This is a genomic window from Pseudoroseicyclus tamaricis (assembly GCF_012070395.1).
In the GTDB taxonomy this organism is placed as follows: Bacteria; Pseudomonadota; Alphaproteobacteria; order Rhodobacterales; family Rhodobacteraceae; genus Pseudoroseicyclus_A; species Pseudoroseicyclus_A tamaricis.
This window is the reverse complement of the sequence record NZ_JAAFYS010000002.1, coordinates 667806-682868: the sequence shown is the minus strand read 5'-3', so window position 1 is coordinate 682868 and position 15063 is coordinate 667806. Positions and strand designations below refer to the sequence as shown.

Here is a 15063-nt window from a genome sequence, read left to right as displayed (position 1 = left end):
TCTTGGCGCGGGGCCGGGCCGATTTGTTGGAAGACAACCAGGTCATTCGGCCACGAGGTCGCGGTTCAAATCCTCTCGCGCGAGAGTTTCGGAAATCTGGTCGAGCCCGTTCATGACCTTGCCCCAAGCGGAGCCAACCATGGCCGAGCCGTCGAGCGGGACGATCTGACCCGCTTGCGCGACCTGCGTGGCCTGGACCAGCGGATGCGATGTGAAGGCGGCAAAGGCATCGCTGTCGCCCCGCTTGTCCGCGTCGTAGACGAGCAGGAACATCACATCGGCTTCGTGATCGCCGATCGTCTCGATGGACCGGGCGGCGTTGTCCTTGCCGAGGTCTCGCTCCGCCTCGGGGCGCACCGGCTGCAGGCCCCGCAGGATCACCCCCATCGCCTGCCCTTCGCCGACCGGGTAGAAAAGCCCCTCGGCGAGGTCGGCCTCGACGAAAGAGAGCGTCGTGCTGTCCAGAGCCGGCCCGAGCGCCGCGCGCACGTCGGCCATATGGCTCTCCATCTCGGCTTGCAGCTCTTCGGCCCGCTCCGTCCGGCCCACCAGATCGGCGAACTGGAACAGGGCATCCGTCAGCGGTTGCTCGAACATGTCGATGACGACGACGGGCGCGATGTGGCCGTAGAGCTCTGGCGCTCCGGTCGGCCAGGGCGAGGCGACGATGAGGTCAGGCTCCATCGCCGCGACGGCCTCTGGCTCGGGCGGCCCGCCATAGGTGCCGATCCATTCGATGCCGGAGGTGTCGTAGCCCTCCATCCGGCGGAAGATGCGCTCGCCCTCGGCCGCGATATGGCCCGCCGAGCCAACGGGGCGGACGCCCAGTTCCGTCAGCGGCAGAAGCGCATTCTGATCCTGCAGCGTGACGATGCGCTGCGGGTCGTCGGGCACGCAGGTCTCACCGGCGTAATGCTCGAAGAGGCGCTGCCCCTCCCCGCAGTCCTGAGCAGCGGCGGGGCCGGCAGGAAGGGCGAGGCTGGTAAGGCCGAAACATACTATTGCCTGAAGTCTCATGGCACGTTCCTTCGTGGTCAGGGTGCGGCCGGGGCGTCACGCGCACCGGGAGCACCGGCAGGACCGTTGCGGGTCACTGCCGTCAGGGCAGGGGTGTGGTCGGACAGCAGGGTCCGCATCGGGTGCGTACCCAGAGGGCGGTGTCAGTTGTCGCGCTGCGCGAAATCGAGTGTGCCGAGTGCTGTCGTCATGGCGTAGGCGAGCATGGTCAGCCCCACGTAGGAGGTGGCCCAGCCTTCCTCTCGCGGAATCAGCACCATCCGGCCCTCCTGGCAGGCGGTGAGCTGCGCGCAGTAGCCCGGCAGGGCGGCCTCCAGCTCGTCATGGGCATTGGCCGGCGTCTCGCCTCTGTCACTGCGGTAACTGACGAAGACGACATCGGCATCCAGCTCGGGCAAGCGCTCGGCGCTCAACTGCTCCGACGTGCCCTCGGGGATGCTCTCGATCAGCTCGGGGAAGGTGAAGCCGGCATCGCGCAGCACCTTGCCGAAGGAGGAATAAGGGTTCCACACGGAGAGATCGCCGTTCTGCGCGTGAAAGGCGCTGACCATACGCGGCGCGGGGCCGGCGACGCGCTGCAACTGCGCGATCTGCGACTCGTATCGCGCTTTCATCGGGCCAAGCTCTTCCGTCCGCCCGACGATATCGGCGAGGAGGTCTTAGAGCTCGAAATCGCCGCGCAGGCCCGACTGCGTGTCGATCACGATGGTCGGCGCGATCTCTTCAAGCTGCGCCACCTCGGCCTGCTGCCATGTGGTGGTCAGGATGAGGTCGGGCGCCGCTTCGGCCAGCACCTCGATATCGATCGGGTTTTGGCCGAGATCGACGATGCCGTCCGGCGAGAACCCATGCCCGGTCAGCAGAAGGCCTGAGCGGATCATCGGCGCCCCATCCGGCCCCGGTCGGCCATGACTGGCCACAACCGGCGCGCCGAGTTCCAGCAGCGGCACGGTGAGCTCGATATCGTGCAGAGTGGCGATGCGCTCGGGCGCCGCGGGGTAGGTCACCTCGCGGCCCATATCGTCGGTGATCGTGCGCATGTCCTGCGCCTGAGCCGGCGACACGGTTGTCGCCGTGGCGAGGGCGAGGGCCAAAAGCGTGTTTCGCATGTGGGACGTCCAAGGAATGTCAGCAGTCATCGGCCTCACCGCGGCATCGGGGTGAAGTCCTGCCCGCCGATCACGGAGAGCAGCATGTAGCTGACGGCGCCGAGCGCGTAATACGAGCGGGTGGCGCCGAGCGAGCGGCTGACGAAGTACATCTGGTCTTCGCGGCAGGCATGCAGCTGCTCGCACCAGCCCGGCAGGACGCTGTCGAAATTGGCGCGCACGTCGTCAGGCCCGTCACCAGCGGTGGAGCGGTAGGTGGCGAAGATGAAATCGCCATCGAACTCGGGCAGCACTTCGGCGGTGAAGGTCTTGCTGTCGCCCTCGGGAATCGCCTCGATGATGGCCGGCCGCTGGAAGCCGGCATCGACCAGCACCTTGCCGATGTTGCCGTAGGGATTGTAGGCGAAGAGCTCGCCGGGATTGGCCTGCACGGTCGAGACCATGATGCTCTCGGTGTCGATCACCTCGCGGATCAGGGCGATCTGGTCGGCATAGCGGCGCTTCATCAGCTCCAGCTGGTCGGTCGTGCCGGTCAGCTCGGCGAGCCAGTCGTAGATCTCCCACTCGCCGCGCTGCGTGTAATCGAGCACCACGGTAGGCGCGATGGCGCGCAGCTGGTCGACATCCGCCGTCTGCCACTGGGTGGTCAGGATCAGGTCCGGCTCGACGGCGGCGATCCGCTCCACGTCGGCGGGAAGGTTGCCGACCCACTCGATATCCGAATTGTCGAAATCGATGCCGGTGATCGACAGGCTCGAGCGGATATAGGCCTCGCCCTCGCTCTCGCCGCGGCCGTGGCTGCCGGCGAGATTTGCGCCGAGCTCCAGCAGCGGCACCGTCAGCACGCTGTCATGCAAGGCGACGATGCGCTGCGGATCTATGGGGATCTCCACCTCAGTGCCGGTGTCGTCGGTGATGATGCGGGTGTCCTGGGCGGCGACGGCGATGGGAGCCGCCAGCGCGATGAGCAAGCCGAAGGCCGGGATGGCGCGTGTCATGCTTTTATTCCTTGGGTCAGGTCTTGGTCGGTGGGGTGTTCGGGGTGGTGGCCTCGCGGAGGGGCTCGACGCTGGCCAGCCAGATTGTCTTGGTCGCGGGGGGCTTGGCCCCGTCGATATCGGAGCAGGTGCCATGGCCGCTCATGCTGCCTTCGGTGAGCGAGACATGCGCGACGCTGGCGCCCACAGTCACGGCATAGCGGCCCGCGCCGGTCTCGCGCAGTGTGGCGGTCCCGCAGATGCCCTGGCTGGCGAGGTGCTGGAGGCCGGCGACCTCGGCGACCTGCGCCGGGCCGTCGAGGTGAGAGGCGCCGCGATAGCACTTTAGATACGGCAGGCCCGCGGCCTCGGCGCTCAGCAGCGCCGGCGCGTCTGCCGGGGCGAGGCGGCCGTATTTGCGCATCGAGGGCAGCACGAGAACGCTCGCCGCCAGCCGGCAGCCGCCCAGATGCGTGGCCTCCCAGACATCGAAATCGCCGCGCGCCTCAGCTTCGCCGGCCATGGCGCGGTAGAGGGCGAAGCCGAACTTGGCGCAGCAGCGATCATGCTTGCCGTGGGTGCAGCAGAGGACGAGCGGCGTGCGCGCCGGCTTCGGGCCGAACGGGGCCAGCGCGTCCACGCCCATCGGGATGGCGGCGAGGAAGGCGGGCAGGGTCTCCGCGCGCAGCTCGAAAGAGAGCGCCTCGGGATAGAGGAAGACCTGCAGCGTCTCGCGGCTCTCGCCCTTGCGGTCGATGAGGTTGACGCGCCAGCCGGCCGCCACGACGTCTTCGAGGGCGGTGACCAGCGCCTCGTCCATGTCCGCCGCGATGCGCAGAGAATGGCGCCATTTCGCTTTCGGCCATTGGATCAGCAGGTTGCGGGCGGGGTGGATGCCCGTGCCCGCCAGCGGCTCACCCGCCGCAAGGCTGCGCTCGCTGCAGAAGCGGCTCATGACGGGCTCCCCTGCCGGCGCAGGATCAGCGCTACGAAGATCGGCACGCCGATCACCGCCGTGACAATGCCCGCCGGGATCTGGATCGGGGCGAAAAGGGCGCGGCCAGCAAGATCCGCCGCCCCCACCAGCAGGGCGCCTGCCGCCGCCGACAGCCCCAGATGCAGCCCCACGCCCGAGCGGGCGAGGCGATGCGCCAGATGCGGCGCGACCAGCCCGACAAAGCCCAGCGGCCCGACCATGGCCACCGCTGCCGCGGCCAGCGCGACCGAGAGGGTGATCAGCGCCACGCGCGCCCGCCCGACCCGCACGCCCAGCGCCACGGCCATCTCCGGCCCCATGCGCAGCGCGGCCATCGGGCGCGAGGCGGCGAAGAGCGCGGGTACGAGCACGATGAGCGCCAGCCCCAGCACGGCGACGTCGCTCCACCCCGCGGCATGAACCGATCCGGCGAGCCAGCCCAGAGCCGCCATCGCCTGATCGATCTTGCCATAGGTGAGCATCGCGGAGGTCGCCGCCGAGATGAAGGCCGCGACGCCGATGCCCGTGAGGATGAACCGCATGGTTGCCCCGCCTGTCCGCCGCATGGAGATCCACTGGATCAGCGCGGCCACGGCGAGTGCCCCGGCAAAGGCCAGAACGGGGCGCAGCCCGTAGGGCAGCTGCGGAAAGAGCACGATGGCTGCGACAACGGCGAGCCCCGCGCCCTGGCTGACGCCCACCAGCGAGGGGTCGGCCAGCGGGTTGCGCGTGACGTTCTGCAAGGTGGCGCCCGACAGGGCCAAGAGAGCGCCGGCGCCGAAGGACGCGAGCGTGCGGGGGAAGCGGAATTGCCAGACGACGGTGTCCGCGATGGCCGACGGGGCGTTGCCGGTGAGTGTCGACAGCACGCCCGGCAGGTCCAGCGCGTAGCTGCCCGTCATCAGGCTGACCACGAGCACCACGGCGACGAGGCCGAGGAGCAGGCCGAGCACGCAGAGCGCCCTCGTCGGCAGCGCGAAGGTGACGGGCCCCTCCAGCCGGGTGAAGAGACCGGCCGTCACAGCCGCGCCCTGATCAGCCAGACGAAGATCGGCGCGCCCAGCAGCGCGGTGACGAGGCCCGTGGAGATCTCGACCGGCGCCAGCGCCATGCGGGCCGCGATATCCACCACCAGCAGGTAGGCGGCTCCGGCCAGCGCCGACCATGGCACGACCAGCCGGTAATCCTGCCCGACGAACAGCCGCACGGCATGGGGCACGACGAGGCCGACAAAGCCCATCGGCCCGGCGATGGCGACGGAGGCGGCGGTTAGCGCGATCACCGACACCAGCACCAGCGCCTTCAGGCGGCCGACGTTCATCCCCAGCCCGACGGCGGTCTCCTCGCCCATGGCCAGCGCCGTGACCTGTCGCGCGGCGCCAAAGGCGATGACCAGCCCCGCGGCGAGCCAGGGGAGCGCCCATGGCAGCACATCCAGCCTTCGGCCGGCGAGCGAGCCGGTGAGCCAGACGCGCAGTTCCTCGAAGGTCTCTTCGTCGAGCAGGTTGGCCGCGGTGATCAGCGCACCGAGGAAGGCGGTGATGGCCGCCCCGGCGAGCACCAGCGTCAGCGGCGTCGCCCCGCCCGGCGCGGCGGTCGAGATGCCCCAGACGGTCACGGCCGCGGCCAGCGCCCCGATGGCCGCCACCAGTGGGATCAGGGCCGGCGGGGCGAGGTCGAACACGCCGACGAAGACCACGACAGCAAAGGAGGCGCCGATCAGCAGCCCCAGGATGCCCGGCTCTGCCAGCGGGTTGCGCGTGACGCCCTGCATCAGCGCCCCGGCAACCGAGAGCGCGGCGCCCACCAGCACGGCGAAGAGGGCTCGCGGCAGGCGCAGGTCGACGATGACGACATGGTCGAAGTTGGTGGCGTCGTAAGCCACAAGCGCCTCCATCACCGTGCCGAGGGGGATCGTCTTGGCCCCGACCGAGATGTGCCACCCAAACGCCAGCAGCAGCGCCGCGACGCCCGCCACGGGCACGGCCCAGGCGAACAGGCTGCCGCGCGGCAGGGCCGCCACGCTCACTGCGCCGCAACCGCGAGGCTGGGCGCGACGATTGGCACGCAGACCGGCCGCCCGCTGACCGGGTCTGCCACCACACTGGCCTCTAGGCCGAAGACCTCCGCCAATGCCTCGGCGGTAAAGGCCGTCTCGACAGGCCCCTGCGAGACGAGCCGGCCGTCCTTCATCATGACCAGCAGGTCGGCGAAGGCGGCGGCGACGTTCAGCTCGTGCAGGACGACGACCAGGGTGCGCCCGTCCTCATGCGCGATGCGGCGCAGCAGCTTCATCAGCTCGACCTGAACCTTGAGGTCGAGAAAGGTCGTGGGCTCGTCGAGCAGGATGATGTCCGTCTCCTGGGCCAGCACCATGGCGACCCAGCAGCGCTGCCTCTGCCCGCCGGAGAGCTCCGACACCGGCCTGCCCGCGAATTGCGCGACATCGGCGGCCTCCATCGCCGCCTCGACAGCGCGCGCATCCTCGCGCGACCACTGCCGCATCAGCGACTGGTGCGGAAAGCGGCCCTGCGCCACCAGCTCGCGGACCCGCAGCCCCTCGGGCGCCGTCGGCCCCTGCGGGAGCAGCGCCATGCGCTTGGCCACGTTGCGCGTGGGCGTGTCGTGCACGGGCCGGCCGTCGAGAAGGACCTGCCCCGCAGAGGCGGGCAGGACCCGCGCCATGGTCTTGAGCAGCGTCGACTTGCCGCAGCCGTTCGGCCCGATGAGCACCGTCAGCGCCGCGTCCGGAACGGTCAGCGTCACGTCGCGGACGATGACCTTCCCGCCATAGCCCGAGGAGACGTCTTCGGCGGCAAGACGGCTGGGTGGGGCGACCTGTGACGTTCTGAGTGCGGACGTGGGCATGAGGCTCTCGTGGTGTTCTCACGCGAGACCTACATGGATATTTCGAGATGGCAAGATTAGCCGACAAAATTAGTCGGGATTTCCCTGCGCCGGGCAGAACGGCTCCCCTAGCGCGTCTGTCAATCAGGCAGGGGACGCCGGCCGCGCTCGCCGTCCGTCCTGAATCAACGGCCGCTCAAGAGTTCCCGACCCTGGCCATCTGCGAGGTGGATATGCTCTCTCAGCGCCGCGTTCACCGCTTCCGGCTCATCCTGGGCGGAGGCGTGCGTGGCGCCGGGGATGATCGTGAGCCTGCCCTTTGGCAGGGCGGCCGCGAGAGCTTCGGAGGCGCCCAGACGAATGGAATGCTCGTTCTCTCCGTGCACCACGAGTGTCGGCATGGTGAGCGCCGCGAGGTCTGACAGCTCAAGGGTCGGCTCGCGGAGCCAGAGGCCGTGGATGATGCGGGGGAAATAGGCCTCCCAATCGTCCACAGACATCCGGGCCCGGAGCTTGTCGGTCAGCTCCCGCACGACGGGGCGCGCCTGCTCCAGGTGCTCCGGCTGCATGGCGGCCATGCCGCTCAGGACGCCGTCGGCGTAGTTGTCGGTGTGATAGGGCGTCCCGAGGAGGGAGAGCGAGCGGACACGGCCCGGCGCGCGCAGGGCCAGCTCCAGCGCGGTGCAGCCGCCGTCGCTGAAGCCGACGATATGGGCGCTTGCCAGCCCCAGCCCGTCCATGAGGGCGGGGATATCTTCCGCAAAGGCGGCGTAAGTGGCGGGGAGGTCGCCGCCGGTGCTGGCGCCATGGCCGCGTGTCGAGGGCAGGATGAGGCGGAGTTCCTCCGCGAGGGGCAGCTGGTTGCCCCAGCTGGAATGGTCCATTAGCCCGCCATGCAGGAAGATCACGGGCGGGCCGGCGCCGATATCGGCGTAGGCGAGGCTGTGGGTGCCGAGGTCGAGGTGCCTGTCGGGGCCGGGCAGGGGGGCGATGAGCGGTGCGGCGATAGCGGTCACCCGGCGGCCGGCAGAAGCGCGCCCGGATCGTCCCGGAGACCCGCCTCCGATATGGCCTCGCGCATGATCGCCGCCATGTCGCCCCGCCGCTCGAGGCAGCGGGAGACCGGCCCGGCGGAGACGATGGAGAGGCGCTTGCCCCCGAACGGCAGCGGCACGGACGCCCCGGCGAGATCGGCGATATATTCAGACTGGCTCTGATGGTAGCCGCGCTCTCCCGCCGCCCGCAGCTCGGCCTCGATCCGCTCGATGCTCATCGGCGTGGTCGTCGAATACTTCTCGAAGACGAGCTTGCGATAGAGCGCCTCGCGCTCCTTTTCCGACATCTGGACGAGGATCGCGCGGCCGACGGAGCTGGCATGGATCGGCACGCGGGTGCCTATGCTGGCAAAATAGCGGATGGGCTGACGCGACTCGCGCACGTAGAGCATGATGACGTGCAGGCCGGAGGCGCTGGCGAGCGCGGTGGTCTCTCCCGTCCGCTCTGCGATCGTGTCGATCAGGTCGATCAGCGCGGTGGGGACAGGGTCGCGCTCCTCGATCTGGCGGATGATCGTCTGCCAGCGCGGGCTGGGGAAGTAGCCGCCCCGGCTGCGCGGCTCGTAGAGATAGCCCTTCTCCACCAGCGTGCCGATGATGTTGAAGGTGCTGCTGCGCGGCCAACCCAGCGTGTCGGCGATCTCTGCGATGGTCGCCGCCTCCCCGTGCGTGGCGAAGAACTCCAGTAGCTCGACCACATTGGCCGCCTGCTTCACATACATGCGTGCCTGTCTCCCGCTCGCCGCGTCGTTTCGTCCTGCAGGCTAGTTCATGAGCGTGAACTTCGCAATCCAGATCGTTCCGCGCAATTTTTCAGCGCTCGGTAGAGAAAACAGGGGAAATCCTGAGATGAATCGCTGTTTGGCCGCGCTAAGGGCGCCTCCTTACGCCTTCTTCTACATCAAGGTCGTTGACTGAGTTCATAATGGTGACTTACCAATTCACAATAATGTATTGAACTCGGAGCCGGTCATGAAGGCTGCAGCAGCGGAACGTGCGACGGGAGAGGCAGCGGCCGCGGACGGCGCGCTCGCCCGGTACGAGCACCTCTACATCAACGGCGCTTGGGTCACGCCGGAGGATGGCGGCCTCATGGAGAGCCTCGACCCTTCCACCGGCAGGCCTTGGGCCATGGTCGCCTTCGGCGGCAAGCGGGACATCGACCGTGCGGTCGCCGCTGCCCGCGCTGCCTTCGAGGGCCCGTGGGGCCGGATGCCGCCGCATGAGCGGGCTGCGCTTCTCCGCCGCTTCGCCGATCTCTACCAGGCCGCCGCGCCCCGCCTCGCCGAGGTGGAATCGCGCGACAACGGCCGGGCACACCGCGAGAGCCGCGCCGATGCCGGCAGCCACCACCAGGCCTATCACTGGTTCGCCTCGCTGGCGGACAAGCAGGGCGGCCGCACCATCCCGCTCGACGCCTCCGTCCATGCCTATACCGAGCGGCTGCCCATCGGGGTCGTCGGGGCGATCACGCCGTGGAACGTGCCGCTCATGGCCGCCTGCTGGAAGCTCGGCCCGGCGCTCGCCGCCGGCTGCACCGTGGTGCTCAAGCCCGCCGAGCTCACCTCCTGCTCGTCGCTGGAGCTGGCGCGCCTCTTCGAGGAGGCGGGCTTCCCGCCGGGTGTCGTCAACATCGTGCCGGGCTACGGCGCGGGCGGGGCGGGGGATCACCTCGTCACCCATCCCGGCGTCGACAAGATCACCTTCACGGGCGAAGGCGCCACGGCGAAGGAGATCCTCAGGCGCGGTGCCGACACGCTGAAGAAGTTCACCTTCGAGCTGGGCGGGAAGGCGCCGCATATCCTCTTCGCCGATGCCGATCTGGAGCAGGCGATCAACGCCGCCACCGGCTCCGCCTGGGCGCTCTGCGGGCAGAGCTGCGCGCTCGGCAGCCGGGTGCTGGTGGAGCGCGCCGTCTACGATCAGGTGGCGGAGGCCTTCGCGGCCCGCGCCGCCAAGGTGCGCGTCGGCCGCCCGCTCGACGAGGCGACACATATGGGCCCGCAGGCCAGCGCCGTGCAGCGGGACAAGACGCTCTCCTACATCGCCCGCGGCAACGAGGAGGGCGCCCGGCTGATCGTCGGCGGCGCGGCGGTGGAGGGGCCGGAGTTCGACGGTGGCTATTATGTGCAGCCCACCGTCTTCGCCGATGTCGCCAACGACATGGCCATCGCGCGCGACGAGATCTTCGGCCCCGTCGCGGCGCTCATCCCCTTCGAGGGCGAGGACGAGGCCGTCGCGCTCGCCAATGACACCGCCTACGGCCTGACCGCCGGCCTGTGGACGCAGGATCTCGGCCGCGCGCATCGCACCGCCGCGCGCATCCGCGCCGGCGTCGTCTGGGTGAACACCTATCGCTACCTGCGCTGGTCGATCCCCTATGGCGGCTTCAAGGCCAGCGGCTGGGGCCGCGAGAACGGCCTCGAGGCGCTGGAGCCCTACCTCGAAACCCGCGCCACGGTGATCTCCACCACGGGCGCCTTCCCGGATGCCTACGCCCAATGACCATTGCCTCACATCCCGGCGGGGAGACGCGCCCCTCCACGCGTCTGAAGGACAAGCGCGCCATCATCACCGCTGCCGCCTCCGGCATGGGGCGGGCGGGGGTGGAGCTCTTCCTCGCCGAGGGGGCCACGGTCTGCGCGGTGGACATCAACGAAGATGCGCTCGACGCGCTGAAGGCCGAGCTTGGCGCCGGGGACCGGCTAGTCACCCTGCAGGCCGATCTCTCAACTGCCGAGGGCGTGCGCGGCTCGATCAACGAGGCGGCGGAGCGCCTGGGCGGCGTCGATATTCTCTGGGCCCATGCTGGCATCCCCGGCCCGGGCGGCATCGAGGGGCTCGACGTGGGCGAGTACCAGCTCGCCTTCGCGCTGAACGTCCAGAGCGCCGCGCTCGGCGCCGGAGAGGTCATCTCCCACATGCGTCGCAACAATGGCGGGGCAGGGGGCGGCGCGATCGTCTTCACCTCCTCCGTCTCCGGCATGGTCGGCTCGATGTGGTCGCCCGTCTATTCCAGCTGCAAGTTCGCGGTGGTGGGGCTGACGAAATCGCTGGCGCAGACCTTCGCGCCCGACGGGGTGCGCGTGAACGTCATCTGCCCCGGCCTCGCCGAGACACCGATGAAGTCGGGCTTTACCGGACGGGGCGTCTCCGCCGAGGCCGCCAAGGCAGCCGAAGACAAGTACGTCTCGAACGTGCCGCTCGGCCGCCTGGTCCGCCCCGAAGAGGTGGCGCAGGCGGTGCTCTGGCTCGCCTCCGACGACGCGGGCTTCGTGACCGGCATAGAGCTGCCGGTCGACGGGGGCTTCACCTGCAAATGACCCGCGCCCGGGCGCCCTCGGCGCCCCGCTGCAAGACGACCAACAGACCCAAGGCAAAGAACGAAGCGACCACGAATTGATCAGGGCCGGACCGGCCGCCGAAGATTGACACCACAAGGGGTTCACCATGCTGTCACGCCGCACATTCCTCACCGCCGCCGCCGCGAGCGCGGCCATTCCGAACTTCGCGAAGATCGCGTCGGCCCAGACGCCGGTCGAGATCGTCGTGATGGCGAAGGGCATCGACGACGTCGTCAACGGCTTCGACCCGGCGCAGGCCTATCTCGGCACGGATTACGAGATCACCTCGAACACCTACCGGATGCTGGTGACCCTCGATCCCGAGGACGGCACCCGCTACATCAGCGACCTCGCCGAAAGCTGGGAGGTCGCCGAGGATGGCCTGACCATCACGTTCATCCTGCGCGATGACGTGGTCTTCGAGAGTGGCAACCCTGTGACCGCCGAGGATGTCCGCTGGTCGATCTGGCGCCTTATGAAGATGGGCCAGTACCCGGCGACGGACTACGCCCTGCTCGGCTGGAGCGCCGAGACCATCGACGAGATCGTCGAGGCCGTCGATGAGCGGACCTTCGTCATCCACATGCCGGAGGTCCGGGCCCCCGGCACGGTGCTCAACACGCTGGCCAGCCCGCGCGGCTGTGTCGTCGATAAGCTGACGGCGCTGGAGCACGAGGTCGACGGCGACATGGGCAACGCCTGGCTGCGGACGCACTCCGCCGGGTCCGGCTCCTACAAGCTGACGGAATGGCTGGCCGGGGATCGCATCATCCTCGATGCCAACCCCAATGCCGAGGTTCAGCCGAACGTGCCGCGCCTGCTGATCCGCAACGTGGCGGACCCGGCGACCCAGCTGCTGCTGCTCGAGCAGGACGACATCGACATCGCTCGCGACCTCGGCTCCGACCAGCTGCCGTCGGTGCGCGAGCAGGACGACCTCGTCGAGGTCAGCGCCCTGACCACGGCGCAGATGAACATCGTGATGAACCAGGACCACGAGATCCTGAGCAACCCGCTGGTCATCCAGGCGATCAAGTGGGCCGTCGATTGCGAGGCCATCGCCAACAACATCACGCCCGGCATCTGGGATGTCTGGCAGGCCAGCTTCCTGCCGTCGAACGTGAAAGGCGCCGTGCCGAGCACCTTCTACAAGGACAGCGACCGCGCCCGCCAGCTGCTGGAGGAGGCCGGCTACCCCGACGGCTTCTCGATCACTCTGGACCACTTCGCCGCCTGGCCCTGGGCCAACATCGCGCAGGCGATCCAGTCGGACATGGCGGAGATCGGCATCGACGTGCAGCTCGTCTCGGCCGACCAGGGGCAGGTCATCACCAAGTACCGGGCTCGCGAGCACGAGCTGGCGCTCGTCTACTGGGCGACCAACCTCTACGATCCCGATTACAACGCCCGCACGTGGTGCATCAACATCGACGACAGCGAGGACAGCGAGCTGAAGACGCAGGCCTGGCGCAATCACTTCATCGATGACGACATGGCCGCGCGTGCCGATGCGGCTGGCAAGGAGCTCGACGAGGAGGTCCGCGCCGAGATGTACCACCAGTTGCAGATTGACTTCATGGAGCGGGCGCCTGTCTCGTGGCTCCTGCAGATGCGGGACATCGCGGTGCACCGGGCGGAGACGCCGGGCCTGCATCTCGGCGGCCTCGCCTACCTCAACCGCTTCGCGGGGATCACCAAGTCATGAGCCTGATGGACGCGATGCTCAGGCGGCCCGGCCGCGGGCCCGGAGGCGGCGCCGATGGCGCGCCCTCGGGGCGGCGGGGGCTCGCCCTCGCCAGCCGGGGCAAGAGCATCGCGTCCACTCTCCTGACGGTTCTGGCCACGCTCTTCGGCCTGGCCCTCCTGACCTTCGTCATCGGCCGCACGATGCCCATCGACCCGGTGCTCGCCATCGTGGGCGACCGCGCCTCGCCCGAGGTCGAGGCGGCCATCCGCGAAGAGCTCGGCCTCGATCGCTCCGTGCTCGTGCAGTTCGGCATCTACCTGCGTGACCTGCTGCAGGGCGACCTCGGGCGCTCCGTCATGACGGGCGATCCGGTGATGCAGGACATCCTGCGCTTCTTTCCCGCCTCGATGGAGCTGGCGACGACGGCCATGGTCATCGCGCTGGCCTTGGGCGTGCCGCTGGGGATGCTGGCGGCGGCGCACCAGAACTCCATCTTCGACAACGTCCTGCGCGTCATCGGCCTCCTCGGCTATTCCATCCCGGTCTTCGTGCTGGCGCTGATCTGCCTGCTGGTCTTCTACGCCAAGCTCGGCATCGCGCCGGGCACCGGCTCTCAGGGGATCATCTACCAGGGCATGGTGCCGCCCCGCACCGGCATGATCACCGTCGATGCCGCGCTGGACGGGCAATGGGGGGCCTTTCGGGACGCGCTCTCCTACCTCGCCATGCCGGCCATCCTGCTGGCCTTCATCACGCTTTCCATGATCGTGCGGATGACCCGCGCCTTCATGCTGGAGGCGCTGAGCGGCGAGTACATCGTCACGGCCCGCGCCAAGGGCCTCAGCCAGGCGCGCATCCTCTGGCGGCACGGGCTGGGCAACATCGCCGGCCGGCTCCTCACCGTGCTCGCGGTGATCTATGCCAGCCTCCTCGAGGGCACGGTGCTCACGGAGACTGTCTTCTCCCGCCCGGGCCTCGGCCTCTACCTGACGCGCTCGCTGATGAACGCCGACATGAACGCCGTGCTCGGCGCGACGCTGGTGATCGGCATCGTCTATGTCACGCTGAACCTGCTGGCCGATCTTGGCCAGCGTGCCCTCGATCCGCGGGCGAGGGGGCGGGCATGACCGACGTCTCGCGTGCGGCCCATGCCTCCGTCAGCCGCCGCCAATGGCTGCTCGACCCGTCGCCCGGCTCACGCCGGCAGGCGGCCTGGGGCAATGCCTATCGCCGCTGGCTGCAGTTCCGGGCCAACACGCTGGCGATGATCGGCCTCGTCACCGTGGTGCTGCTGATCGCCGCGGCCATCTTCGCGCCGCTGCTGGCCACGCATGACCCCTCGGCCATCGCGCTGGAGAACCGCCTCGCCCCGCCGAGCGCTGCGCACTGGCTGGGGACGGATGACCTTGGCCGCGACCTCTATTCCCGCATCCTCTACGGCGCGCAGGTGACGCTGGGCATGGTCGTCGCCGTCGTCGTGCTGGTCGCGCCGGTGGGGCTGGTGATCGGCGTGGTCGCCGGCTACGTGGGCGGCTGGCTCGACACGCTGCTCATGCGCGTCACCGACGTCTTCATGGCCTTCCCCAAGCTGGTGCTGGCGCTCGCCTTCGTCGCCGCCCTGCAGCCCGGCGTCACCAGCGCTGTCATCGCCATCGCGCTCACCGCCTGGCCACCGCTCGCCCGGCTGGCGCGGGCGGAGACGCTGACCATCCGCGAGAGCGACTTCATCAACGCTGTCCGCGTCACCGGCGCCTCGAAGGGGCGCATCATCATGCGCCACGTCATGCCGCTCTGCGTGCCGTCGATCATCGTGCGCATCGCCCTCGATATCTCCGGCATCATCCTCACGGCGGCGGGCCTCGGCTTCCTCGGCATGGGGGCGCAGCCGCCGATGCCGGAATGGGGGACGATGATCGCCACGACGAGCGGCTTCATCCTCAGCCAATGGTGGGTGCCGACGATCCCCGGCGTCGCGATCCTCCTCGCCTCGCTGGCCTTCAACCTCCTCGGCGACGGTCTGCGCGACGTCCTCGACCCAAGGCAGGAGTGAG

The 15063-nt window shown here is 69.0% G+C and carries 15 protein-coding genes; 5 read left to right on the top strand and 10 right to left on the bottom strand.

Translation table 11 applies throughout. From position 1 onward, the window contains the following. Nucleotides 1–42 precede the first annotated feature (42 nt). From GY170_RS09670 to GY170_RS09625, 10 genes are all read right to left on the bottom strand, one after another. Nucleotides 43–1017 (bottom strand): ABC transporter substrate-binding protein, encoded by a 975-nt coding sequence (locus GY170_RS09670; protein WP_163892737.1) that lies wholly within the window; start codon nt 1015–1017, stop codon nt 43–45. 143 nt (nt 1018–1160) lie between these two features. Beyond that, nucleotides 1161–1661 carry a TroA family protein gene (locus GY170_RS09665; protein ID WP_394351492.1) on the bottom strand — a complete coding sequence of 167 codons (501 nt, stop codon included), beginning with the start codon at nt 1659–1661 and terminating at the stop codon, nt 1161–1163. Between the two features lie 15 nt (nt 1662–1676). Further along, nucleotides 1677–2126: an ABC transporter substrate-binding protein gene (locus GY170_RS09660; RefSeq protein ID WP_163892731.1), complete on the bottom strand. Its 450-nt coding sequence runs from the start codon at nt 2124–2126 to the stop codon at nt 1677–1679. 35 nt (nt 2127–2161) lie between these two features. Continuing rightward, a complete protein-coding gene (locus tag GY170_RS09655) occupies nt 2162–3124 on the bottom strand; it encodes an ABC transporter substrate-binding protein (protein WP_163892728.1) in 963 nt (320 codons plus the stop codon). 16 nt (nt 3125–3140) lie between these two features. After that, nucleotides 3141–4058 carry a ferredoxin family protein gene (locus GY170_RS09650; RefSeq protein WP_163892725.1) on the bottom strand — a complete coding sequence of 306 codons (918 nt, stop codon included), beginning with the start codon at nt 4056–4058 and terminating at the stop codon, nt 3141–3143. Next, complete coding sequence (locus GY170_RS09645; protein WP_163892722.1) at nt 4055–5101, bottom strand: FecCD family ABC transporter permease; 1047 nt, start codon at nt 5099–5101, stop codon at nt 4055–4057. Before GY170_RS09645 ends, GY170_RS09650 begins: the two co-directional genes overlap by 4 nt. Further along, nucleotides 5098–6108, bottom strand: coding sequence for a FecCD family ABC transporter permease (locus tag GY170_RS09640; RefSeq protein WP_235937828.1), 1011 nt, complete (start codon nt 6106–6108; stop codon nt 5098–5100). Before GY170_RS09640 ends, GY170_RS09645 begins: the two co-directional genes overlap by 4 nt. Further along, nucleotides 6105–6947 (bottom strand): ABC transporter ATP-binding protein, encoded by an 843-nt coding sequence (locus tag GY170_RS09635; protein WP_163892719.1) that lies wholly within the window; start codon nt 6945–6947, stop codon nt 6105–6107. Before GY170_RS09635 ends, GY170_RS09640 begins: the two co-directional genes overlap by 4 nt. Nucleotides 6948–7111: 164 nt before the next feature. Beyond that, entirely contained in the window at nt 7112–7942 is an 831-nt protein-coding gene (locus GY170_RS09630; protein WP_163892716.1) for an alpha/beta fold hydrolase, read from the bottom strand. Beyond that, the gene (locus tag GY170_RS09625) at nt 7939–8703 is read right to left on the bottom strand and encodes an IclR family transcriptional regulator (RefSeq protein ID WP_163892713.1); all 765 of its coding nucleotides are present in this window, start codon (nt 8701–8703) and stop codon (nt 7939–7941) included. Before GY170_RS09625 ends, GY170_RS09630 begins: the two co-directional genes overlap by 4 nt. Nucleotides 8704–8953: 250 nt before the next feature. Here GY170_RS09625 and GY170_RS09620 point away from each other — a divergent pair, with 250 nt between their 5' ends. From GY170_RS09620 to GY170_RS09600, 5 genes are all read left to right on the top strand, one after another. After that, complete coding sequence (locus GY170_RS09620; protein WP_163892711.1) at nt 8954–10486, top strand: aldehyde dehydrogenase; 1533 nt, start codon at nt 8954–8956, stop codon at nt 10484–10486. Then, nucleotides 10483–11304 carry an SDR family NAD(P)-dependent oxidoreductase gene (locus tag GY170_RS09615; RefSeq protein ID WP_163892710.1) on the top strand — a complete coding sequence of 274 codons (822 nt, stop codon included), beginning with the start codon at nt 10483–10485 and terminating at the stop codon, nt 11302–11304. The genes GY170_RS09620 and GY170_RS09615 overlap by 4 nt, the downstream gene beginning before the upstream one ends. Before the next feature lie 127 nt (nt 11305–11431). Further along, complete coding sequence (locus tag GY170_RS09610; RefSeq protein ID WP_203531246.1) at nt 11432–13030, top strand: ABC transporter substrate-binding protein; 1599 nt, start codon at nt 11432–11434, stop codon at nt 13028–13030. After that, nucleotides 13027–14139 carry an ABC transporter permease gene (locus tag GY170_RS09605; RefSeq protein WP_235924094.1) on the top strand — a complete coding sequence of 371 codons (1113 nt, stop codon included), beginning with the start codon at nt 13027–13029 and terminating at the stop codon, nt 14137–14139. Before GY170_RS09610 ends, GY170_RS09605 begins: the two co-directional genes overlap by 4 nt. Continuing rightward, on the top strand, nt 14136–15062 hold the full coding sequence (locus GY170_RS09600; RefSeq protein WP_163892706.1) for an ABC transporter permease: 927 nt from the start codon (nt 14136–14138) through the stop codon (nt 15060–15062). The genes GY170_RS09605 and GY170_RS09600 overlap by 4 nt, the downstream gene beginning before the upstream one ends. Nucleotide 15063: the final 1 nt, after the last annotated feature.